We start from the raw sequence: 24,491 nt of genomic DNA, 5'->3' as shown, positions 1-24,491 counted from the left end.
GCTATTTCTAGCATGAGCTTTTTCTTCTGCTTCGAGTTTGTTGCTATGAATCTGTTAAGCCACTATATCCATTGCATTACGTTGTTAAGTCGTTGCAATAAACCATCTTCAAATTAACCACAACTCTCCGCATAGCTTATCTTATCCGTTCAACGTTTTATTAATCTTCTTTCCGACGCTTCTTTCCAGCAGCCAAAAGTCCGGTTAATCCTAATGCAGCTAATCCAAGAGCTGCTGCAGAACTGCTGTTTTCGTTACCAGTTTGTGGTAGCTTCTTAGCTTCTTGCTTAGCAGCTGGCGTTGCCTTGGCAGGTGTTGCTGCCTTTGGCGCAGCTGGTGCTTCAGGCGCTGCCGGTTGAGCTGGCGTCTCGGCTGGACGTGCTGGTTCAGCTGGTGTTTCTGGTTCTGGAGTTACCGGTGTTTGTGGCGTAACCGGTGTTGGCGTCGTGTAAACAACTGGGGTATCAACAGTTGGGTGATCAGGTGTTACTGTTGTAACATTTGGTGTCATTCCCGGAACTGAAGGTACTGGTTCGTTTGGTACAACCTTAGTTGGGTCTGTTGGGTCATTAGTGTATGGCACAACTGGAACATTTGGAATCCGGTTACCGCTTGGATCAACCGGTACAATGTTTCCAACCTTCGTGTAGGTTACCGTATCTTCAATATTCTGTTGAACTGCTTCCTTAGCTGGAACGTTAGCCTTGTCCGCAACGTAACCATTGATTACCGGAACCTTCACTTCATTGTAGCTGGCCTTGTCAGAAGTCCAGTTCTCGTTCGGGTTGAGGATTTGACCAGTAACCTTGTCGATGATTAATGTCCGCGTCCATGTAGAAGTTTGAACATTGTCATCACGCATCTTGTTACCGTTGTTATCTACAAAGTGAACAGTTGAAGTGTAGTCCTTGCTGTAGTTGTCCTTTGCAGGCCACTTTGGACCTTCTGGGTAGCCTGGGTTAACTGGTGTACCTGGTTCTTCTGGGTTCTTAGGACCAACTGGAGCATGACCATGCTTCAAGACAACCGTGAAGACTTGGTTTTGATCCGCGTTATCATCAAAGGTTGCGCCGGCTGGGAAGCCATCAGTTACGAGAACGTAACCACGGGCTTCGAGCTGCTTGATTTGATCAGCAGTACTGTAGTTAATTACACTGCCAGCCTTACCAGTCAAGTTACCAGAAGTTGCGATTTGCGCGTTGTTGTTATCTTGGTCAACGTAGTTAACAACCGCAATTTGGTCAACTGCCGGCTTTGGATTTACCGTATTTGGAGTGTACTTAACCGGTGTATCAACACCTGGATCAGTAGGTGTTACCGTTGGTACTTCTGGAGTGTAATTAGGAATTGTTGGTACCGGTTCATCTGGCGTTACCTTAGTTGGATCCGTTGGATCGGTTGGGTATTGTGGCGTTGGTACATTTGGAATTGGCTTTCCTGTTGGATCAACTGGCACAATCTTACCATTTGGTACATAGGTCACCGTAGCTTCTTGGTCTTCCATAGTTACCTTTTGACCATCAACCTGTGCCCGGTCGGCGTGGTAGCCTTCAACAACTGGAGTTGCTACATTGCTGTAGCTGTCCTTGTTGCTTACCCATTCGGTTGAACTGATGATCTTACCAGTTACATTGTCAACCGTAATAGCACGAGTCCATTGCGCATTTTGAACGTTATCAGCTGGGTTGTTGCTTCCTGCACCAACGTAGTGGACAGTAAACTTAACGTCCTTGCTGTAATCAACATCTTCGTTTGTAACCTTTGGTCCCTCTGGGTAGTTAGGGTTGATTGGTTCACCCGGTGTACCAGGCTTATCTGGCTTGAAGGTGGTTGTACCGTGCTTCAAGACAACCGTGTAAGTTTGCGTAGTATTGTCATCATTGTCAAAGACTGCGCCGGCTGGGAAACCGTTACTTACAAGAACGTAGCCTTGGTCTTCAAGCTGCTTGATCGTTGCAGCAGTGCTGTAGTCGATTAGGCTGCCCGGCTTACCAGTTAAGTTACCAGAAGTTGCGATTTGCGCGTTGTTGTTATCTTGATCAACATAGTTAACAACAGCGTTTTGGTCGTTAACAACTGGAGTGTAGTGAACTGGTGTATCCTTACCAGGATCAGTAGGAGTTACCGTTGGTACCTCTGGAACAAAGCCTGGAATTGATGGTACTGGTTCATCTGGTGTTACCTTAGCTGGGTTCTCTGGATCAGTTGGGTACTGTGGTGTTGGTACGTTTGGAATTGGCTTGCCTGTTGGGTCAACTGGCACGATCTTACCATTCTTAGCGTACTGAACAGTAACCGTGTAACTGTCATTTTCATGAGTAAGAGTTACACCCTTAACATTGACGCCATCGCCGTCACGATCAACGTTAACTACGTGGTAGCCTTCGACAACTGGGGTCTTAACGCCAGCAACAGATTGACTGCCGCTCCAAGTTAATGGAGTTACCCATTGACCGGTTACCTTGTCAAGGACACCTTCAGCAGTGAAGTTAACAGTTTGTTCAACTGGATCACTGATCTTGTTGCCATTTTCGTCAACGTACTGAACAGTCCGGGTAACATTCTTCGTTACTTGGTCAGAACCTTGTGGGTACTTAGGACCTTCTGGATCGTTAGGGTTGATTGGCTGACCTGGCTTACCTGGTTCATTAGGGTTAACTGGTTGTGTACCGTGCTTCATCGAAATGGTAAAGTGCTGGTCAGTAGCCCCGTCATTATCAAATTCCATGCCGCTCTTAAAGTCAGAATTTACGTATACATATCCGAGATTTTCAAGTGCAGTTACAGCATCGTTAATACCATTAAAGGTAATTTGTTCTCCGCTAATGCCATCTTTTGCGTTGAACTTAGTTGTTACACCGTTGGCAATAATCTGCTTATTTCCATTATCTTGATCAACAATCGTTAAGTCTGCTTTTTGAATTTGGTTGTAGACAACAGGGGTATCCTTGCCTGGATCAGTCGGTGTTACTGTTGGTTGACTTGGAACCCATCCGGGAACATCAGGAACTGGCTCATTTGGTGTTACCTTCGTTGGGTCTGTTGGATCGTTAGGGTATTCCGGAGTTGGTACATTTGGAATTGGCTTGCCTGTTGGATCAACAGGGATAATCTTACCAACCTTCTTGTAAACAACTTCTGTTACAACGTTTGGGTTATCAGTAGTTGCTGTTAATCCACCAGCAGTCTTAACTGTAGCAACGTAACCGTCAATTACTGGAACGTCGATTACGCCAAACTTGTGACTAGTTTCCTTCCATGATCCTTCAGTAATTGTCTTACCAGTGAAGGCATCAACAACATCTGGAGTCCGGACAAATTCACTCGTTTGAACATTGTTTTCACGAAGCGCGTTGCCCTGTTCATCAACAAATTTAATTGTTTGTGATACTGGAAGTTTTTGATCATTCTTTTCAACTGTGCCGTTTTCTTCGTAGCTAACAGTAACGGTATAGCTTTCATCGTTATGGCTCAATGCCACGCTTGCTACATTATCATGGTCAGCATCCCGACTGACAGATAGAACATGCATTCCATCAACAACTGGTGATTGAACAGCCTTCATGTCTTGAGCAGGAGTCCAAGTCAATTCACCTGGGCCGGTGATCTTACCGTTTTCAACAGTTACTAACTTGCCAGTTACCTTGTCAACAGTTCCATTAGCTGTGAAACTAGCCGTTTGGTTAACTGGAGCAGCAACCTGTTCACCTGTCTTAACATTTACATAATTAATCGTCCGCGTAACGTCTTTTTGCAAATCGGTCTTATTGTAACCTGCACCTGGGTGGTCTGGGTTTACTGGAGCAGTCCCATGCTTCATAACGATCTTGAAGTGTTGGTCATTATTACCATCGTTATCAAAGGTCTGATCGACATCAAAATCAGAACTGACATACTCATAGCCAAGCCCTTCAAGCGTATTGATTGAATCGGCATAACCATTAAAGGCAATCTTCGTATTTTCAATTCCATCAGCATTGAATTTAGTCGTAACACCCTTAACAACGATTTGCTTACCATCATTGTCCTGATCGACAATCGTTAAGTCCGCTTTTTGAATTTGGTTGTAAACAACAGGGGTATCCTTGCCTGGATCAGTCGGCGTTACTGTTGGTTGGCTTGGAACCCATCCTGGAACATCAGGAACCGGTTCATTCGGCTTTACAGACGTAGGATCAGTCGGTTCCGTTGGGTATTGCGGAGTTGGTGCATCAGGAATTGGCTTCCCTGTTGGATCAACTGGCACAATCTTACCATTTGGTGCATAAGTAACCGTTGTTTCAATATCATCTTGCGTTACTGCTGTTGCTGGTACATTTGCCTTGTCAGCATGGAAACCTTCAATAACTGGTGTTGCTACTTGATCATACTCAGTCTTTTGACCAGGAACAATTGTCCAGTCAGTATCGTATTTACCATCTTTAACGAGTTCATGGGTTACGGCATCAAGTGTAACTGTCCGACTCCATTTTGAAGTTTGAACATTATCAGCAGGAGTCTTGGCATCGGCACCAACATAATGAACAGTTTCCTTAACGTCCTTAGCATAGACAGATGGATCAACATTCTTATTTGGATGATCAGGGTTTACTGGTAATTGACCATGATTAAAGTGAACTTCAAAGACATTTGAACCGTCTGCATACTTAGTGCCAGGAACAAATCCATCATGTACTAATGTATAGCCTTGGCTTTCGTAATTGGTGATTGAATCTTTAGTAGAATAATCAATTTCATCACCAACGTAACCCTTCAAATCGTCAGCCTTTAACTGCTTACCTGTCACATCATCAATGTACTTAACTTGAGCAGTAGCGTCCTTGGCATATTCAAAGGTCACAACATATTTGTATGGCGTAAACTGACCATGGTCGGCACCATAAGTCGTCCGTAAAGTGTAACCATCAAAGGTCTTCGGTGTAGCGTGCCATTCACCAGCAGAATACCAGTTTTTAGCTTCGTTAATTCCATTATTAGTTTGATCTGGATTATTAACATTAAATGCAATTGTTTCGCTATCCGCTAACTGATTACCTTGTTCGTCCACAAACTTAACAGTGACCGGCTTGTTAGGAATCAGGTTAATTGCTGTTTGGGCTTCATTCCAGTTATAGTAATCAGTATTTTTGTGGTAATTAAAGGTCCCCATGTAGGTATAACCCTGATTATTATACTTGGCGATAACGTGATTCATTTTTGCTTCAATGTCACCATTATCATGCTCATAAGTTAATCCTTGAACACCAGAAACAGTAAACATGTCGGCTGGATCAATCGTGCTCCATTCAGGTCCGAAGTATTCACCGTATTGAGCGCCTGAACCATTTTGACTGCCTTTCGGATTAGGGTTGTCCATAACTTTCTTGTACTTGAAGGTATGAACTTGGTAATTATAGTTTCCTTTTGATTGGATATTATTAAAAGTATCGACAAAAGTTGCCTGATCGTCTAATTGATAACCAGGAATATCAATAGCCCGCAAGAAGAACTTTGAAGCTGAAATACTTGTCTTATCACCATGAAGATAGGCATAACTATCAGTTGTTGAAGCATTTCCGCCAACAGATGATGTTGAGAGTACTTCACCAGTATCTTCATCAACGTAACGAACAAGAATTGGTGAGATTGGAGCATATTCTAAGGTTAAGTTAACATCCTTATCCTTAATTTTAGCCATATTCCCAGCCATGGTGAAGTTTTCATCAAGGGCCTCAGGATTTAGTAATTTATAACCCGTTGGCGCCATCCCAAATGAATAAAGGCTTGTCCCAGTTTTTCCTTCATCAATAAATGCACCATTATGTCTAAAGTTGTAATTAAATACGGTTGAGTATGTTACCGGAGCCTTACCTGTCGTAACGTCCACTGCCTTTACGTTAACCTTATAAACTTGGTTAACATTTTCATTTGTGGTTGCAGGTGCCTGTACTTTAGAAGCTTCTAACCCTTGAACACTAATTGCATTTGAAGCAGCAGGCGTTGTAGTGGGGATAAATGTTTCCGTCTTAGGGGTTTGTGCAACATTTGAAGCAGCACTATTTTGTGATGCGCTTGGTGTAGCAGATGATGTAGCAGGTGTTTGTTGGCTAGTCGCTGCACCAGCATTAGAAGAAGCATCATTAATTGCAGCAGAGGCAGCACTTTTAACGGTTGCTTCATAATCATTGGCAACTGGTGTTTTAACGTTTCCAGCCGGGTTAACAACAGCAGCAGGAGCAGTTGATGCATTAGCCGCAGTTGCTTGTTTCATTGTAGCAGTGCTTGCAGAAGTAACCACTAAATTATGGTCTGTTTGTTCTGCGCCGGCACTACCAGAATTAGATGCTGAGTTTGCATCCGTGGTGTCGGCAGATGCAGTTCCAGCGAAAGTTACCCCTAATAAAACTGAGGCAACTCCTACACTTAGTTTCTTGATTGTGAACCGTTGCTTATTTGGTTCATTTTTCTTAATTTGTTCTTGTAAATTCCTGTGAGATAGCATTTTATTTATCCCCCTTAATCAATAGATAAGTATATATTACATTCCATTAAATAGCTCCCATAACTTATCATCATTATTAATGATAAAGGTTTTGTGTTAAATGTAAATACCACTTTTAGCAAGTTTTGTTATCAACTGATATTCAATCTCCATTAAAAGCTGATAAGTCAACGTTTGTAAAGGAATAATTTTTTGCTAATTTTCTTCAAAAAACTAAGACGCATGAAAATATTTTCATTTATAGTTAGTTATATTTTTGTATTTCAGTTAATGAACTTTTTGTTTTATCGCCCCCTCTTAACTCTATATAAAACAGCAATTGATAGCGATTAACATTTTTCAGTAAACGGAATTCACCTTATTAATCCGCCCTTATTCTATTAATTTATAAAATAATCCACATTTTTATATTTAGTCATTTACACGCTATTTAACGGACTTAATTATTAGTAATGAAGTATTAGAGCCATTAATTTTATAATAGTCAATTAACTGGACTCCAATATTATCAAACGATAAATACCGAATAATCAAAAAAGCCCTACAGATTTCCTGTAGAGCTTTCTTGATTAATGCAACAAGCTGCTTGCAATGAATTTTCGTTAATTCACTTATATCCATGTTAAGTCATAGCAATTAACTCAACTTGTTGCATTGTTTAATTGTCCGAACATAAAAATTTATTAATCTTCTTTACGACGTTTCTTTCCTAAGCCGACAAGTCCGGTTAATCCAAGGGCAGCGAGACCAAGGACTGCTGCACTATTATTTTCATCATTACCTGTTTGTGGCAATGTCTTAGCATCTGACTTAGCAGCTGGCTTTTGGGCAGCAGCTTGCTTAGCAACAGGTGCTTGCGGTTCTGCAGAAGCTGCTGGAGTATTTTCAGCTGGCGTTGCAGGACTTTGTGGTGTCTGTGGAGTAACTTTCTTGCCTTCTTCATTACCATTATCACCAGGATTTGCTGGGGTATTTGGCGTTACCTTATTAGGTGTCTCGTTATCATCACCACCAGGGTTACCCGGAGTTTCTGGTTGTTCTGGAGTAACCGGCGTAGTTCCACGATCGTAAATAACTGGCGTATTCGTACCAGGATCAACTGGTGTTACTGTTTCTTGTTCTGGAGTGTAACCAGGAACAGTTGGTACCGGTTCATTTGGTGTTACCTTCGTTGGATCATTAGGATCAGTTGGGTAAACTGGGTGATCCGCACCTGGAATTGGCGTACCAGTTTGATCAACTGGAATAATATGACCATTTGGTGCGTAAGTAACAGTCTCAACACTATCCTTGTCTGGGTCAGCTTGTGGAGCATTAGCCACAGCCTTATCAGCATGGTAGCCGTCAACAACTGGAGTATTAACATTGCTGTAGCTATCATCTGTAGTCCATGGAGTTGAGCTAATTACTTCACCAGTTACACCATCAACTGATACATGACGGTGCCATTGAACAGTTTCAACGTGATCTGCCGGGTTCTTTTCACCAGCACCAACGTAGTGAACAGTAAAGGTCGTCTTCTTTTGGGTAGCATACTTACCACTTTCATCATCGCCACCATGAGGGTTTTGAGGAGTAAAGATTGTTTCAGCATGTTTCAAATGAACAACGAAACTATTTTCACCGTCAGTAAATGTTTCACTACCATCCTTAAAGTTGTTAGATACTAATTCGTATCCTTTGCCTTCAAGGTCACTGATCTTACCAGCTGTAGTGTAGGTAATCTTATCGCCGACTTTACCACTGAAGTTATCAGTCGTAATTGTCTTACCAGTAGTGTCATCAATGTAAGTTACCTTTCCTTGAACCGTAGCTGGTGTTACTGGAGTGTAAACTACCGGTGTATCTTCGCCAGGGTTAGTAGGTGTTACAGATGGAACTTCTGGAGTGTAACCAGGAATAGTTGGTACTGGTTCATTTGGCGTTACCTTAGCTGGGTCGCTAGGATCAGTTGGATATTGCGGAGTTGGTACATTCGGAATTGGGTTGCCGGTTGGATCAACTGGCACAATCTTACCATTTGGTGTGTAAGTTACAACAACTGTGTAGTCACTGTCACCATGGTTTACTGTTACCTTAGCAACGTTATTACCATTACCATCACGACTAACATTTGTTACATGGTAGCCATCAATTACCGGTGTGTTTTGACCATTCAAGTCACCGTTTCCAGTCCAGGTAATTGGTGTTACCCATTTACCAGTGACATTATCGATGACCCCAGTGCCAGTAAAGTGAGCAGTTTGTTCAACTGGGTCGTGAAGCTTATTACCGTTGTTATCAACGTAAGTAATTGTCCGCGTTACGTTCTTCGTTACCTGATCTGATCCATTTGGATATTGTGGACCAGTTGGATCATTAGGGTTAATTGGCTGACCCGGCTTACCAGGATTTTCAGGAGTAATCGGTGTTGTTGTATGTTCAACATAGATTACGATGTTCTGATCACCCTTCGTAATACCAGTTGGGATCGTTACATCTGGGTTAACAACCTTGTAGCCCTTATTAGTAAGCGAAGTAAATGTACCAGTCTTATCATAACTGAAGCTGGTGCCGACATTTTGACTACCGCTTGTCTTACCATATTCAGGCAAGTCAGTGTTGTCAGTTACATCATGAACGGTAATCGTGATTGAACCCTTGTCTTGAGTTGGCGTTGGCTTAGTGTAAGGTACCTTGGTATCGCCAGTTGGTGTATCTGGAGTTACGTTTGGCACATTAGTTGTCCAGCCTGGAACGTCTGGCGTAGGTTCATTTGGCGTTACTTTTGTTGGATCAGTTGGGTCATTGTGGTATCCAGGAGTTGGTGCGTCTGGAATTGGGTTACCGGTTGGATCGACTGGAATAATCTTACCGATCTTGTGGTAAACAATGGTAATTTCCTTATTAGCATCGCCTGGAGTTGCAGTTTGACCTTCATAAGTCTTTTGCTCTGCAACGTAACCGTCAATTACTGGGGCATTAGCATTAGCGTACTTATGACTGTCAGTATTCCAAGTACCGGTCTTACCAGACTTCGTAAATACAAATGTGTCATTAGTATTATCATCTAATAACTTAGCATTATTGTTGTCACCATCAACATAGTGAACAATTTGCTTACCAACAACTGTTTGGTCAGCTGGAGTTGGTGTTGGCGTTACTGGGTTCTTAGCGTAGTTAATGGTAATTACAATGTTGCCATTAGTATGGTTGATTGTCTTACCAGCAACTGTACCCGTGGTCTTGTCAACATCACTAGCTGCTTCGTTAGTTGATGAAATTCCGCTGATGTAGTAGCCATCAGTTTGTGGTCCAGCAACTTGGTCGAATGAACCTTCATCAGTGTTGCCACCCTTAACAGTCCAAGTCATACCATTTGCAGTACCAGTGATCTTGCCGTCATTGTCAACAGTTACCCATTGACCGGTTACCTTATCAAGAACACCGTTAGCAACGAATTGAACTTCCTTTTGTACTGATGGGATGTTCAAACCGTCACCCACGTAATTAATCGTCCGCGTAATAGTCTTAGTTAATTGTTCTGGCTGTGTGCCATCTGGGTACTTAGGACCATTTGGATCGTTTGGATTAATTGGCGTATTAGGTGTCTTTGGACCTGGTTGGTCTGGGTTTACCGGAACCGTGTCGTGAACAAGGTCAACTTCGTAAGTTACAGTACCATTCGTGTAAGTTACAGTACCTGTTGGGTAACCATCGTGATCAAGCTTGTAACCTTGGTTAGTGTACTTAGTGATGGTGTCCTTAGTGCTGTAGTCCACGTTTGATCCTTCATTACCAGTTGAAGTTGCTGTTTCAAGGGTCTTGCCAGTTGTCTTGTCAACATAATTGATTACAACCGTACCCTTTTGAACAGGAGCAGGAGTTACTGGCTTCTTAGCCAAAGTAATTACAACTGTACTATTCTGGCTAGCTGGAGTGATAGTTTCACCAGCAACTACCCCATTAGTCATATCAACATTAGCGTTAGTGTTATTTTCGCTAACCTTAACAATGTTGTAGTTTGTGGTGTCGATTGCCTTAGTAGCATCAAAGTTGTGGTTTTCTGCATTCCAAGTAATATGACCAGCACCAGTAATCTTACCGTCTTTATCTACTGTTACCAATTGACCAGTTACAAGATCAACAACGCCATTACCGTTAAAGGTAAATGTTTGATGTACCGGTGTATCAGCTTGACTGCCATCTTCGTATACGTAAGTTACGTCACGGGTAACGGTCTTAGTCAATGCTTGAGGTACAAAGTTGTCAGGAATCTTGTGCGGGTTCTTCGGATCATTTGGATTTGGTACTTCTTGACCTGGCTTACCTGGGTTTTCAGGAGTAATTGGGGTCGTTGCATGTACCAAGTGAACTTCAAAGACGTTGCCATCCTTTGCGAAGGTTTCATTACCATCGTTAAAGTTATTAGATACGAGGTTGTAACCTTCACTTTCGTAACGGGCAATCTTATCAGCTGTAGTGTAGCTAATCTTACCACCAACAGTACCACCGAAGTTTGCACTTTCAAGCGTGTTACCAGTAGTGTCATCAATGTAAGTGATTGAACCTTGAGCAGCAATTGGCGTTACTGGGTTCTTAGCGTAGTTTGGGTTCTTAGCGTAGTTAATGGTAATTACAATGTTGCCATTAGTATGGTTGATTGTCTTACCAGCAACCGCACCCGTAGTACTGTTAATATCACTGAGGTCTTCGTTTGAAGCAGCGATATTTGTAATGTGGTAACCATCAGTCTGTGGTCCAGCAACTTGGTCGAATGAACCTTCATCGGTGTTGCCACCCTTAACAGTCCACGTCATACCATTTGCAGTACCAGTGATCTTGCCGTCATTGTCAACAGTTACCCATTGACCGGTTACCTTATCAAGAACACCATTTGCAACGAATTGAACTTCCTTTTGTACTGATGGGATGTTCAAACCATCACCCACGTAATTAATCGTCCGTGTAACGGTCTTAGTCAATTGGCTTGGTTGAGTGCCATCTGGGTACTTAGGACCATTTGGATCGTTTGGATTAATTGGCGTGTTAGGTGTCTTTGGCCCTGGTTGATCTGGGTTTACCGGAACCGTGTCGTGAACAAGGTCAACTTCATAAGTTACAGTACCATTCGTGTAAGTTACAGTACCTGTTGGATAACCATCGTGATCAAGCTTGTAACCTTGGTTAGTGTACTTGGTGATGGTGTCCTTAGTGCTGTAGTCTACGTTCGATCCTTCATTACCAGTTGAAGTTGCTGTTTCAAGGGTCTTGCCAGTTGTCTTATCAACATAGTTAACAATTACAGTACCCTTCTGAACTGGGGTTGGTGTTACCGGCTTCTTAGTCAAAGTAATTACAATCGTACTATTTTGACTGTTTGGATTTACGGTTTCACCAGCAACAGCAGTTCCGTCAACCTTAGCGGTAGTACCAGTTTCAGTAATGCTTGATACATAGTAACCATCATGATCAATTGCAGCAACATTACCGAAGTCTTGTGAGTCGTGATCCCAAGCGATCTTACCACGTTGATCAATAATGTTACCATCTTTGTCAACGTTGACTAAGTTACCAGTTACTAAGTCGATTGTACCTTGACCCTTGAAGTTTACAGTTTGAACTGCATCTGCATGGGCTGAAGTACCATCAGTGTATTGGTATTTCACAGTACGAGTAATGGCTTTTTCAAGGTCGGTCTTAGCTAAGTTAGGGTTAGATGGTGTTGCTGTATTTGGCTTATTAGGATCAACCGGCTTACCTGGGTCAGCAGGATTTTCTGGCGTTACTGGACGAGTACCATGCTTTACGTGAATGGTTACCGTCGTTGCACCCTTAGTAATCTTGCCAGGAATTGTACCGTCAGTTGATACATATACGTAACCCTTGTTTTCAAGGTTAGTCAAATCAGTATCAGCCTTGTAAGTTACATCAGTACCAACATTTTCATTACCAGTCTTAGTACCGTACCCTTCAATGTCATGACCTTCCGTATCATCATGGAAGACAACTGTTAAGCTACCTTGGTCTGGCGTTGGGATAGCCTTCTTAGCCAAGGTAATTACAACCTTACTGTTTTGACTAGTTGGCGTGATAGTTTCACCAGCAACTACCCCATTAGTCATATCAACATTAGCAGCCGTGTTATTTTCACTAACCTTAACAATGTTGTATTGAGTGGTATCGATTGACTTAGTAGCAGCGAAGTTTTGACTATCGTTGTCCCAAACAGTCTTTTCAGCACCGGTTACCTTATCAGTTGTTGTCTTACCATTGAAGGTTACGCTTTGGTTTACTGGAGTATCTGCTTGACTGCCGTCTTCATAGATGTAAGTTACATCACGGGTTACAGTCTTAGTTACATTCTTAGTATCAGTAACATGAGTTAAGTGAACTTCAAACTTGTTGTCGCCTTCCTTGAAGGTTTCGTTACCATCATGGAAGTTGTTGGATACTACGTTGTAACCCTTACCTTCATAGTAAGTAACTCTATCAGCAGTAGTGTAGTTGATCTTACCACCAACAGTACCGCCGAAGCTTGCACTTTCAAGCGTATTACCAGTAGTGTCGTCAATATAAACAATTGAACCATTAGCAGCTACTGGAGCCTTAGTATCTGGAGCATATACAACTGTGATCTTTGAACTTGGTGTGTCCCTGTTAACTGTTTGCGCAGTTACAGCACCATCTTGACCAACTGTAAAGCCTGAAATTCCGTTACCGGTTACAGAAACCACATGGTAACCTTCAGCACTCTTAGCGTTGATAGCATTAAATGTTGAATCAGTGTCTGGTGTCCAAGTTAAGCCCTTAGCTAAACCAGTAATCTTACCGTTTTCAACCGTTACCCACTTACCAGTAACATTATCTAAGTAACCTGAACCGGTGAACTTAGCTTCTTGATGTTCAGGAGTTAAGCCCTTCATCTCGTTGCCTTGTGCATCAACATAAGTTACATCACGAGTAATGGTGCGGTCGAGGTAATCCTTAGTGTAACCATCCTTGTCATCTGGGTGATCAGGATTTACCGGAGTAGTACGGTGAACTAAGTTGATTACCCACTTTTGACTGATGCCGCTATTGTCATCGGTGTTGTCATAGTTACCAAATGCAATACCTGCGTAATCAGTAGCACTTAAGTTAGCACCGTTGTAAGTTGCGCCATCCCAAACGTAGCCCTTACCGAGCAAGTCTTGAATACGTTGTTGAGCATCGCCAAAGCTGATTGGATCACCTTCAAGACCTGGTTGCGTGTAGCTACCTAATTGCATTTCTTGACCTGGCGTTACGTCTTGAATTACCAATTGAGCATTTTGTTGGGTCTTAGCTGGAGTAGCTGGCGTGTAAGTTACTGTTACATCAACATTGTTAGAAGTTTGGTTAATACCGCTAATTTCCTTAACGTTATTGTTACCATCGTCGTAACCTTCTTGAACACTTGCATTGTATCCTTCAAGGCGTGGCGTTACAACTACTGAGAACTTATTGCCATCTTGGGCTGTCCAAGTAATGTTCTTAGTCTGATCTGCAAGAACTTTACCATCAGCGTCGGTCCATTGCTTAGTTACAGCATCGTAGTAACCAGTTCCATTAAATACTAATGAAGCAGTCTTATCAGCTGGAGCCTTAGCAGTACCGCCGTTAACAACATAGTGGACAGTTTCAGTGACCGTCTTAGTCAATTGATCATGGTCAAGACCGTTACCTGGCTTGTCAGGAGTTACTGGAACAATGTTGTGTTGAACGTAAATCGTGTAACTGTAATCGCCCTTAGTAACCTGGGTCGGAATAGTAACATCTGGATTAAGAACCTTGTAGCCCTTGTTTTCAAGCTCACTAATCGTAGTGGCCTTGTTAAATTCAAAGTTATAGCCAACTTCTTGAGTACCAGACTTCTTGCCGTATTCGTCAAGATCCTTGTTGTCAGTTACATCGTGAACAATAACTGTAAGTGATCCTTGATCCTTAGTAGGTTCGGCATCCTTGTCGTAAGTTACAGTAACTGTGAAGCTTGAGCTATTTTGGTCCATTCCAGAAACAGCCTTAACATTGCCATTACCATCATTGTAGTTATCGCTGACACTAGTTACGTGGTAGCCAGTAACAACTGGTGAGATCACTGTGTCGAATTGGTGACCGTCATTAGCTGTCCAAGTGATGTTCTTTGTTTGATCTGCGAGTTCATTACCGCTTGCGTCAGTCCACTTCTTAGTTACGGAATCATAGTATGCAGTTCCGTCAAAGTGAAGCGTTGCAGTGTGGTCAGCAGGAGCCTTAGCTTGATCGCCGTTAACAACGTACTTAACAGTTTCAGTTACGCTCTTTTGCAATGCATCCTTATCAAGACCGTTACCAGGATTTTCTGGAGTTACTGGAACAACATTGTGATCAACGTAGATAACGAAACTTTGATCACCCTTAGAAATCTCAGTTGGAATCTGAACATCTGGGTTAAGGACCTTGTAACCTGCGTCCTTCAACTTAGCAATATTGCCAGTAGTGTCGTAAGTAAACTTAGTACCAACATTTTCACTGCCACTATTTGCATCGTATCCTGGAACATCTTGGTTAGTCTTAACATCGTGAACAGTTACCTTGATTGAACCTTTTTCGGCTGCTGGTGCTTCCTTAGTCAAGTAGATAGCAAACTCTTGGTTACTGTTGTTTTCAGTAGCAAAATTACCGAAGTTCAATTCACTGTATGACTTACCAGCCATTTCCTTATTGTTGGTTACGTCTTGAGCGTGATCAAACTTGTAACCGTTGTTAAGGTAAGCAGCCACAATGCCGCTTGCACTACCGAAGTTGATTGCCGTGTCCTTAGCACCAGTTACACTAACAGTACCAACAGATTGACCATTTGCGTAAATTGTCAAACCAGCCTTGTGCGTTTCAGCAGGGTTTGCCTTGTAGTAAACCGTAGCTTCTACATTGTCATGGTTGTAAGCAACATTAGTAATTTCCTTAATGCCATCGCCGTCAGCTAAGTCACTTGGCGTAGTCTTAGCAGCATCAACGGTGTAACCGCTAATTACCGGCGAGCCGACTCTAGCAAACGTTGCTGGGCTAGTCCATACAAAGTCGCTATCCTTAGCAGCACTAATGTCAATTTCCTTAGAAAGGTCGTTGTCATAAGTTACATGACCATTTTCAATACTCTTAATAGCAAGCATCTTGCCAGTTACCTTGTCAACCAATCCTTGACCGGTAAAGGTTGCCTTGTTGGTGTAGTCACTTGCAACAGGCTTGTTCGTAGCTTCATCAACATAGTGAACCGTTTCAGTCACTGTTCTAGTCAAGTCAGTTCTGCCATAAGCATTTTCTGGATTGATTGGTGTGGTGTCATGTTCAAGGTAAACGTAGAAGTCTTGGTCAAAGCCTGGCTGATCGTCAAACTTCCATTGACCTGAAATAGTGCCATAGTCAGCACCTTCACCACCATCATTAACAACGCCGCTCTTTTCAGTATGGTTGATGCTGTTAACTTTGTAACCACTCTTGATTAATGCATCAATTGTAGTATTTGCACCAGCAAAGTTGATTGCAGTGTTGTCATCACCAGTAGCAGTAAAGCCACCGATTTCCTTGTTGCCATCGTTAATATCAATGATGTGCAACTTAGCATTTTCAGCTTGTTTCTGTGTATCTGGAGCATAAGTTACAGTGACAGTGTAATCAGAGCCAGTGTGAGCAATTGGCGTAGCAGCAACGTTTTCACCATTAGCATCACGGTCAACACTTACAACATGGTAACCAGGGATCTTAGGAGTAGTCTTAGCACCAAATGTTTGATCAGGTGACCAAGTAAGCTGCTTGCTCCATTGACCTGTTACACGATCAATTTCACCAGTTGCGGTGAAGTTAACTGGTTGTTGAACAGGTTCTGGAGTGTAATCACCAGCACCCTGGTATTGAATAGTACGAGTGATCGTCTTAGTCAAACTCTTTTCATCTGTGCCAGCTGGGTACTTAGGTTGTTCGCCTTCTGGACGTGGATCATTAGGGTTGATCTTACCGCCTGGCGTACCTGGGTTAGCTGGTGTTACCGGAACGTAAGTGTGAACTAAGTGAACCTCAAAGTTGTTCTTTGAAGCATCCTCATTGAATGTTTCCCGACCGTCAGTAAAGTTGTTTGAAACTAACTTGTAACCTTCGTTAACGTAAGCATTGATCTTATCTTGGGTAGTGTAATCAATGTTGGCATTGACATTACCGTTAAGCGGATCAGTCTTCAAGGTTTGGTTAGTAGTATCGTCAATGTAAACTACCTTACCAGTTGTCGTTTCTGGAGTTGGTGCTTCGTCCTTAGCATACTTAACAGTTACGGTGTAGTCAGAACCATTGTGGCTAATAGTTGCGTTATCAACATTTTGGTGATCAGTCGTGTCCCGATCAACACTTACAACATGGTAACCAGGGATCTTAGGACTGCTCTTAGCACCAAACGTTTCAGTTTCAGATGACCAAGTGAGCGGAGTAGCCCATCCACCAGTTACCTTGTCAAGAACACCACTTGCAGTAAAGTGGACAGGTTGTTGGACGTCACTTGGCGTGTATTGGTCAGCACCCTCATAGTGAATTGTCCGCGTAATCGTCTTGTCGATTGAAGCCTTATCAGTACCTGCTGGATACTTAGGTCCCTTTGGATCTGGATCGTTAGGGTTAATTGGTTGATCCGGCTTACCAGGAGTTGATGGGTTAACTGGTTGCAAACCGTGCTTTACGTGGATGGTTACAGTAGTAGTACCCTTCACGATTGAAGCAGGGATCTTGCCATCAGTTGATACGTAAACGTAACCCTTGTTTTCAAGGTTAGTTAAATCAGTATCAGAATTGTAAGTTACGTTAGTGCCAACATCTTGTGAACCAGTATCAGTTCCAACGCCAGTCAAGTCCTTGTTATCAGTATCATCATGGAACTTAACAATTAAGTTACCCTTTTCAGCAACTACTGGGCTGTACTTAACAACAACATTAATGTCAGCAGTATTGTGATTAATGCCGGTGTAGCTCTTAACATTACCGTTACCATCATCTGCACCCGCAGTTTCAACTTGTGAAGTGTAGCCGTTGATGTGCTTAGTTGGAACAAGGTCAAAACTACCGTTATCCTTAGTACCGTCAACGATTGTCCAAGTAATACCCTTAGTTTGATCTGCTAATTCTTTACCATCAGCATCGGTCCACTTACCAGTTACCTTATCTAAGTAGCCCGCACCTTGGAAGTGAAGCGTATCAGTTACCGGACTTGGTGTTTGTTCACCAGCACCTTCGTAAGTAACTGTCCGTGTTACATCATGAGTCAAACTAGTCTTGTCAGTACCTGCTGGATACTTAGGACCAGCCGGATTTGGATCATTAGGGTTGATTGGCTCGCTTGGTGTACCTGGTGTAGTTGGATTTACTGGTTGAATGCCATGCTTCAAAGTTACGTAGAAGGTTTGGGTATTATCGTTAATGTTGTCAAAGCTTGGCTTAGCACCATTTGGATCGAAGCCGTTTGAAACTAATACGTAGCCTTCATTTTCAAGCTTAGCAATTTCATCAGCAGTACTGTAGTTAACAGCGTCACCAGCATTACCAGTTAATTCTGAACTACGAGTAAGTTCAACAACATGAGCTGGGTCATTTATATCTTGGTAAACGACAACTGCCTTTTGTGTAGCTGGCGTTTCAGGATTCTTAGTGTAAACAACATTTACTACTTGGTTCTTGTTTGGTTCAGGAGTTGCAAAGTTAACTGTTTCAGTGCCTGGAGTGTAGCCAGTAACTTCTGGTGATTTAACTGATTCAAAATTACCACTTGGAGTGCCCCATTCACCAGTTGTCTTAACAGCCCCGGTTACAGCATCAACAGTGTCAGTTCTCGTCCACGTTACAGTTTGAGTTGCACTGTCATCTGGTGCCTTTGTGCCATCAGCCATGATGTAGTGAACATGAGCATTAGCCTGAGCAGTAGTAGTCTGATCCTTAGTACCATGTTTCAAGTAGATCTTAAAGCTTTGGTTCGACTTAGCATCATTGTCAAAGCTTGGGTAAGTGAAACCGTTAGTTGCGTCACCCTTCATGCCTTGACCATCAGCCTTTTCAAAGGTGTAGCCATGATCTAAGTAGTTCTTCAATTGTTCATTTGAGCCGTTGAAGCTGATTGCCTTACCAGATTCACCATTGTTGGAGTAAACAGCTAAGACAGATTGATTTGCTGGGTCATTGTCGTCAATGATTTGCAAGTCGGCAGCTTGGGCAGAACGGTTGTAAACAACAGTTACTCGTTGGTTTACGCCACGTTCTGGAGCATTGAATTGCACGTTATCAACGCTTGCCGTGTAGCCATCATTAGAAAGGTCTGGTGACTTAACGTCAGTAAACGCATTCTTATCGGCCTTCCAAGTACCTTCATTTACAGTAGCACCAGTTACCTTATCAACCGTATTTGTCCGACTGTAAGTGATAGTTTGAAGAGCACTATCTGCTGGAGCTTGCACACCGTTGTCAGCAACAACATAGTGAACTTGGGCAGTTGCAGTAGCATCTTCAGTAACATCCTTAGTACCGTGAACTAAGTAAATCTTGAAGTCTTGGGCAGTTGAACCGTAAGTTGGGTAAGTGTAGCCTGTTTGAGCACTACCACTCAAATTACCGTCAGTCTTTTGAACTGTGTAACCTTGGTTCAAGTAACCCTGCAAAATTTGATCAGAGTTAGCGAATGTAATTTGATCAGTGCTCTTACCTTCATTACCAAAACTAGCTAATTGCTTAGGAGCATTAGCATCATTGTTATCAATAATTTCAAGAGTAGCCTTTTGGGTAACTTCAGGAGTTTTGTTCTTGGTGTAAGTTACAGTAACATCACTAATCTGTTGACCTGGGTAAACGGTCATTCCGCCAACAGTTGAAAGGTCAACATTGTCGTAGCCGACTTCACTAGGAGTCTTAGAAGCAACTGAAGCCATGTTTTGACTAGCCGGCATCCAAGCACGGTTAGCATCAGTTGTTGTTACCACTGGAGTAACAGTATCTGCATTAGTATCGTAACCAAGGACTTCACCAGTTACCTTGTCGACAACAGCGTGACGTTCGAAGTTAACAGTCTGCGTGTAAGTATTCTTACCATCTGGAGCACCATTAACGTCAACAGTTTGACCATTTTCGTTAATTCCCTTGTAGTTAATCGTCCGCGTTACTGATTGTTGCAAGTTAGTCTTAGTTAAACCATCTGGGTAAGCTGGCGGGTTATTACGTGGGTCATTAGGGTTGATCTTGTCACCAGGGTTTTGTGGTTTGTCTGGAGTTACAAGAACAGTTTCATGACCGTAGTAAACATTAACTACAGCGTCCTTAGTTGCAGAATCTACAGTTACTTGATCTGCTTGAGCAAGATCTGGAGCAGTGTAACCAGCATTAGTTAAGATTGGCGAAACTACTTGATTCCATGAACCGGTATTCCAACCATCAGCAGTGGTTGCCTTAGTGAAAGTCTTACCATCGTTGGAAATAGTACCGTAACCCATGTCTTGACCAGTTGAAGAAACAACGTGAGTCCGCTTCAATTGAACAGTTTGGGTAGTTGGGTTGTCATGAATTAAATCAGCTGGAATCTTTTGACCAGTTACCTTGTCGTAGTAATTGATAGTCCGAGTTACTTCACGAACTTCATCAGTACCAGTGTAAGTTGGTGCTTCCGGAGTCTTTGGACTGTAAGTTACAGTCGTTGTTGGGTTCTGGTCAGGATTTGGCGTAGGCGCAGGAACATTAATCTTATCAACCGTGTAGCCTTCAAGACTTGGACTTGGCACATCAGTGTAGTGGTCTGGGGTCGTCCAGTTACCAGTTGGTGTAAATGCACCAGTTACCTTGTCCTTAGTACCAGGTTGAGTCCAAGTAATTGTTTCAGTGTGATCTGCAGGCGGAGTTGCCTTACCATCTAAAACAACGTAGTGAACAGTTGAAGTCGTGTTCTTAGTCTGGTTAGCAGGTTCAGTACCGTGAACTAAGTACAGCTTGAAGTGTTGGTCGCTGTTAGCATTGCTATCGAAGTTGTCGTAACTAATTTGACTGTATGAACTTGGGTTAGAAGTTACGTTTTGGTCATTAACAAAGCTATCAATTTGGTAACCCTTAGCAATCAAGTCAGCAACGTAATTTGCGGCCCCGCTGAAGGTAATTTGCGTGCCAGCCTTACCACTGTTATCGAAGTTGTTAAGCTGCTTGTTGTTGTCAGTCTTGTCGTAAACAATCAAGTCAGCCTTTTGATCTTGTTCAGGTGCCTTGCTGTAGACAACTGTGACAACTTGGTCCTTGTTAACTACTGGAGTCGTGAAAGTAGCAGTAGCCTTATCTGGAGTATAACCAGTAACAGTTGGTGACGTAATACTGTCAAATGTTTGCTTATCTGGCGTCCAGTTACCGTAAGTGATATCACCAGTTACCTGGTCTGTTGTAACCGTGCGAGTCCAGTTAATAGTTTGTGGACCATTGTCAGCTGGAGCAGCTGGCTTATTAGCATCGTTACCAGCAATTACGTAGTGAACTGTAGCTGTTGAAGTGCCCTGTTCATTAGTAACCTTTTGACCATGCTTCAAAGTAATCGTGAATGCTTGGTCAGTAGTTGTATCGTTGTCGAAATTACCAAAGTTAATACTATTTTGGTCACCGATTGAAGAACCGTTCTTGTCATTAACTGCACTAACAAAAGTGTAACCACCATTAAGTAATGAAGTTAAGGTTTCTGGTTCACCAACGAAGGTAATGCTGTCACCCGCAACTCCTTGGTTATTGAAAGTACCAAGAGTCTTATTAGTATCTTGGTCAACGATCTTGACGCTAGCCTTTTCATCAGCTTGTGGCTTTGGCTTATCAATTGGGGTGTAAACGATTGTTACATCAGTGTCACCAGAAGTTGGCGTTACGTTTAATGCAACTGCACCACCGTCTGGAGTACCGTTAGTGTAGCCAACAATCTTGTAGCCATCGACTGCCTGACCCTTTACTTGAGCTAACGTACCAGTAGCAGGAGTATAAACAGTATCACTTGTCTTGCCAGTTACTAAGTCCTTCGTAGCAGTACCGTTGAACGTTACGGTTTGATCAGTTTGTGGAGTCAACTTAGAAGCTGGATCACTACCATCAGTAAAGACATAGTGGAAGTGACGAGTTACTGTCTTAGTATTGCTTACTGGTTGAGTTTGGTGGTCGTAGTAAACATCGTAAACAATGTCCTTAGAAGTTGGTGTTACCGTATCGGCAGGTACTACACTAGCACTTTTACCATCTTTAAATTCTGGTGCAGTGTAGTTATATGCGGATAAGTCATTTGAACGCTTAGCAGCGAACTGTGTACTACCGACTTCGCCATCTGCCGTATGCCAATCTTGCTTAGTGTAGCCAGTACCTTCAGCATTAATAGTACCGTAACCAACCTTTACACCATTTTCGAGAACTGGCGTACGAGTAAAGGTTACTTCATCAGTAACTGGGTTTTGTGCAATTAAATTACTTGGAATCTTGGCACCGGTTACCTTGTCATAGTAGTTGATAGTACGGTGAACAGTTGCTGTTTCAGGCTCGCCATATGTGTAACTAACAGTTGGCGCAGCCTTCTTGAAGTGAACGACAAAGCTTTGGGTAGTATCAGCATCACTATCATAGTTTGGGAATGTTACACCGCTAAAGCTACCAGTATTGCCACCAGTTACACCATTACCTGTTGTTTGGACATAAGTGTAGCCTTGACCAAGAATGTTGCTTACAGTTGATGCTGCATTATCAAAAGTGATTTGGCTATCAGCATCACCAGTAACATCTTGAGCCGGGCTTAGTGAACTGCCATTGTCGTCATCAACGAAAGTAATTGTAGCGTTTTGCTTAATACGGTAATAGAAAATGAATCCAGAATTACCATTCTTAGAATCATTGATTTCCCGGTTACCAGCTTGGCTTAAAACGTCACCTTTTTTGACCGTCTTACCACTCAAACCGCTCATAAACCGAGTACCCATCTCAGGATCAACTTCATAAGTGTTATATTCAGCTGTTCCTTGATTATCAAGCATTGTCTTAAAGTACACAAGTGGTGTTGGACCGGTAATTCCAACTGCAAGCTGATTACCCTTATTGTACATTGATAGAGTTCCAGTTAGCTTGCCATCTTGCTGCATTTGAGCGTAGCCGTCAGTCAAATCACTAGCTAAAATAGCAGTTTTACCATTGTAATCAACAGTAGCATTCTTAGACTTCGCACTAGCATCATCAGCAGAAACTAAAGTGTAGGTCTTACCATCAGTAAATGTGACCTTTTCAGGGTCAAGGTTACCAGTAATTTCATAGCTTTGGCCTGATAAACCTTTAATTAATTCATTTTTGGTTCCCAATAATTTACCAGTGTCAGCATCTACATAGTAAATAGGTTGGTTTACAATTGCTGGAACCCATGATGAAACATTCTTCCATTGAGAAGCACCGTCTTTAGCGATCTCATCGAGTGTTTGCTTTTTATCTTGGTTAATATTCCAAAGACCATAAAGCTGGTTATTGCTTGAATTCAGCTCCAATGAAACCGAACTGCCGAAAGTAAGCTCTGGTGTATCTCCTTGTGGTGTTACTTTCCATTTGATAGCGTTAATTCCACTTGCCACACCTGACAAAGCTTGTTTGCTAGCTTCAAAAGTATAAGTTCCGCCAGTAAATGGTTCTCCCAAATTATTATTAGATGTATTCATTGTATAGTTGAAGCTTGTTTTACCATCGCTACTAATCGTATACATCTGTGTAGCACCGCTTGGGGTGTAATACGTTGGAGTTTGACCTGGCATTACTGTCAATGTTTCAGGATTATTAGGATCACCCTTATATGCATATAAACCTTAAGTCTTAATAGCATATTTATCACTACTTGCCGCAGCGGCACTTTCTGTTTTTGTTGGCGTGAAGTAAAGGTAATAGTTTTTCCCTGGATCATTAGTATCTGTTGCAAAAGTTACAATTAAGTTCTTTTGCTTGATGAAAGTTTGACGATAAACGGTTTGTCCTTGTTGAACTTGAACTCCTCGTAAGTCGTCCTGAGTAGGAATATTATATTTAGCATTTGCAGTTATATCATCGAATGACGTTGCAGTAGCATCAGCGTTCGAACTATTACTTTGTGCAAACAAACTGGTAAATAGGCTACTGTAATCAAATCCATTAGTCGCATTTGCTGCATCAGCAACGTTAAACGCTTGTGTTTCTACCGCATTAGACGTAGGTTGATTGATCGTACTATCAGTAGTTGCTTGCGAATTGGCTGATAGCTGCGCAGGTGTTGTACTTTGACTCCCCTGACTAGCTGCATTGCTATCAGCTGTAGTATCCGGCGTAGTTGTATTTGCCATTGCGGCACTAACTGCTGCTTCATATTCGTTAGCAGTCGGCGTGGTTACATCACCAGCAGGATTTTGAACTGCTGCTGACGCATTATTAGCTTGATTAGCTGCCGTTGCCTCTTTAAGAGTTGACGCACCAGCAGAATTTAAAACTAAATTATGATCAGTTTCTTCTGAGGAGCCATTTTTATCTCCCCCAGAATTTACATTTGCATTATCAGTTGTATCAGCTGATACACCATTGGCAAAAGAAATACCCAGTAAAACAGAGGCAACACCAACAGATAATTTCTTAATGGTGAAGCGTTGTTTCTTGGGTTCATATTTCTTAAATTGTTCTTGATGATTATTACGTGATAACATCATCCGTCCCCCTTGAATACCATTACTATATAGTGCTGAAACTATAATAGTAATTATTTATACACATAATATCTTACCTGTTTTCCTTTAAAACACAAATCATTTTTTGTCTAATCACAACTGACTTAATTCACTTCTTTCACTTAGCTAACGATAATCCTTAGGTATAACAAGGGGTTTATAAAATATAAAAATATATGAATTTTTTTACAACAAATGATAACTTTTTCATTTGTTAATCGTTTTTCAATTTAAAATAACTTATCGCTATCAAAGTGACGAAACTGTTATCCTTACTGATTAAATCT

General features: G+C 42.1%; 3 protein-coding genes. All 3 read right to left on the bottom strand.

Translation table 11 applies throughout. The features are described 5' to 3' along the window. Positions 1 to 160: 160 nt before the first annotated feature. The 3 genes from H5S41_RS11680 to H5S41_RS12050 all read right to left on the bottom strand — a co-directional run bounded on the left by H5S41_RS11680 (position 161) and on the right by H5S41_RS12050 (position 24,183). Positions 161 to 6,481: a mucin-binding protein gene (locus tag H5S41_RS11680; RefSeq protein WP_182603438.1), complete on the bottom strand. Its 6,321-nt coding sequence runs from the start codon at positions 6,479 to 6,481 to the stop codon at positions 161 to 163. A gap of 683 nt (positions 6,482 to 7,164) precedes the next feature. After that, positions 7,165 to 23,271 carry a mucin-binding protein gene (locus H5S41_RS11675; RefSeq protein WP_259395142.1) on the bottom strand — a complete coding sequence of 5,369 codons (16,107 nt, stop codon included), beginning with the start codon at positions 23,269 to 23,271 and terminating at the stop codon, positions 7,165 to 7,167. Between the two features lie 51 nt (positions 23,272 to 23,322). Beyond that, positions 23,323 to 24,183, bottom strand: a complete 861-nt coding sequence (locus H5S41_RS12050) for a YSIRK-type signal peptide-containing protein (protein WP_231833154.1) — start codon at positions 24,181 to 24,183, stop codon at positions 23,323 to 23,325. Positions 24,184 to 24,491: the final 308 nt, after the last annotated feature.

Origin of the sequence: Limosilactobacillus albertensis (assembly GCF_014145555.1) — a bacterium.
GTDB classification, from domain to species: Bacteria; Bacillota; Bacilli; order Lactobacillales; family Lactobacillaceae; genus Limosilactobacillus; species Limosilactobacillus albertensis.
Note: the sequence above shows the minus strand (reverse complement) of the source record. Positions and strands in the feature narration are given on the sequence as shown.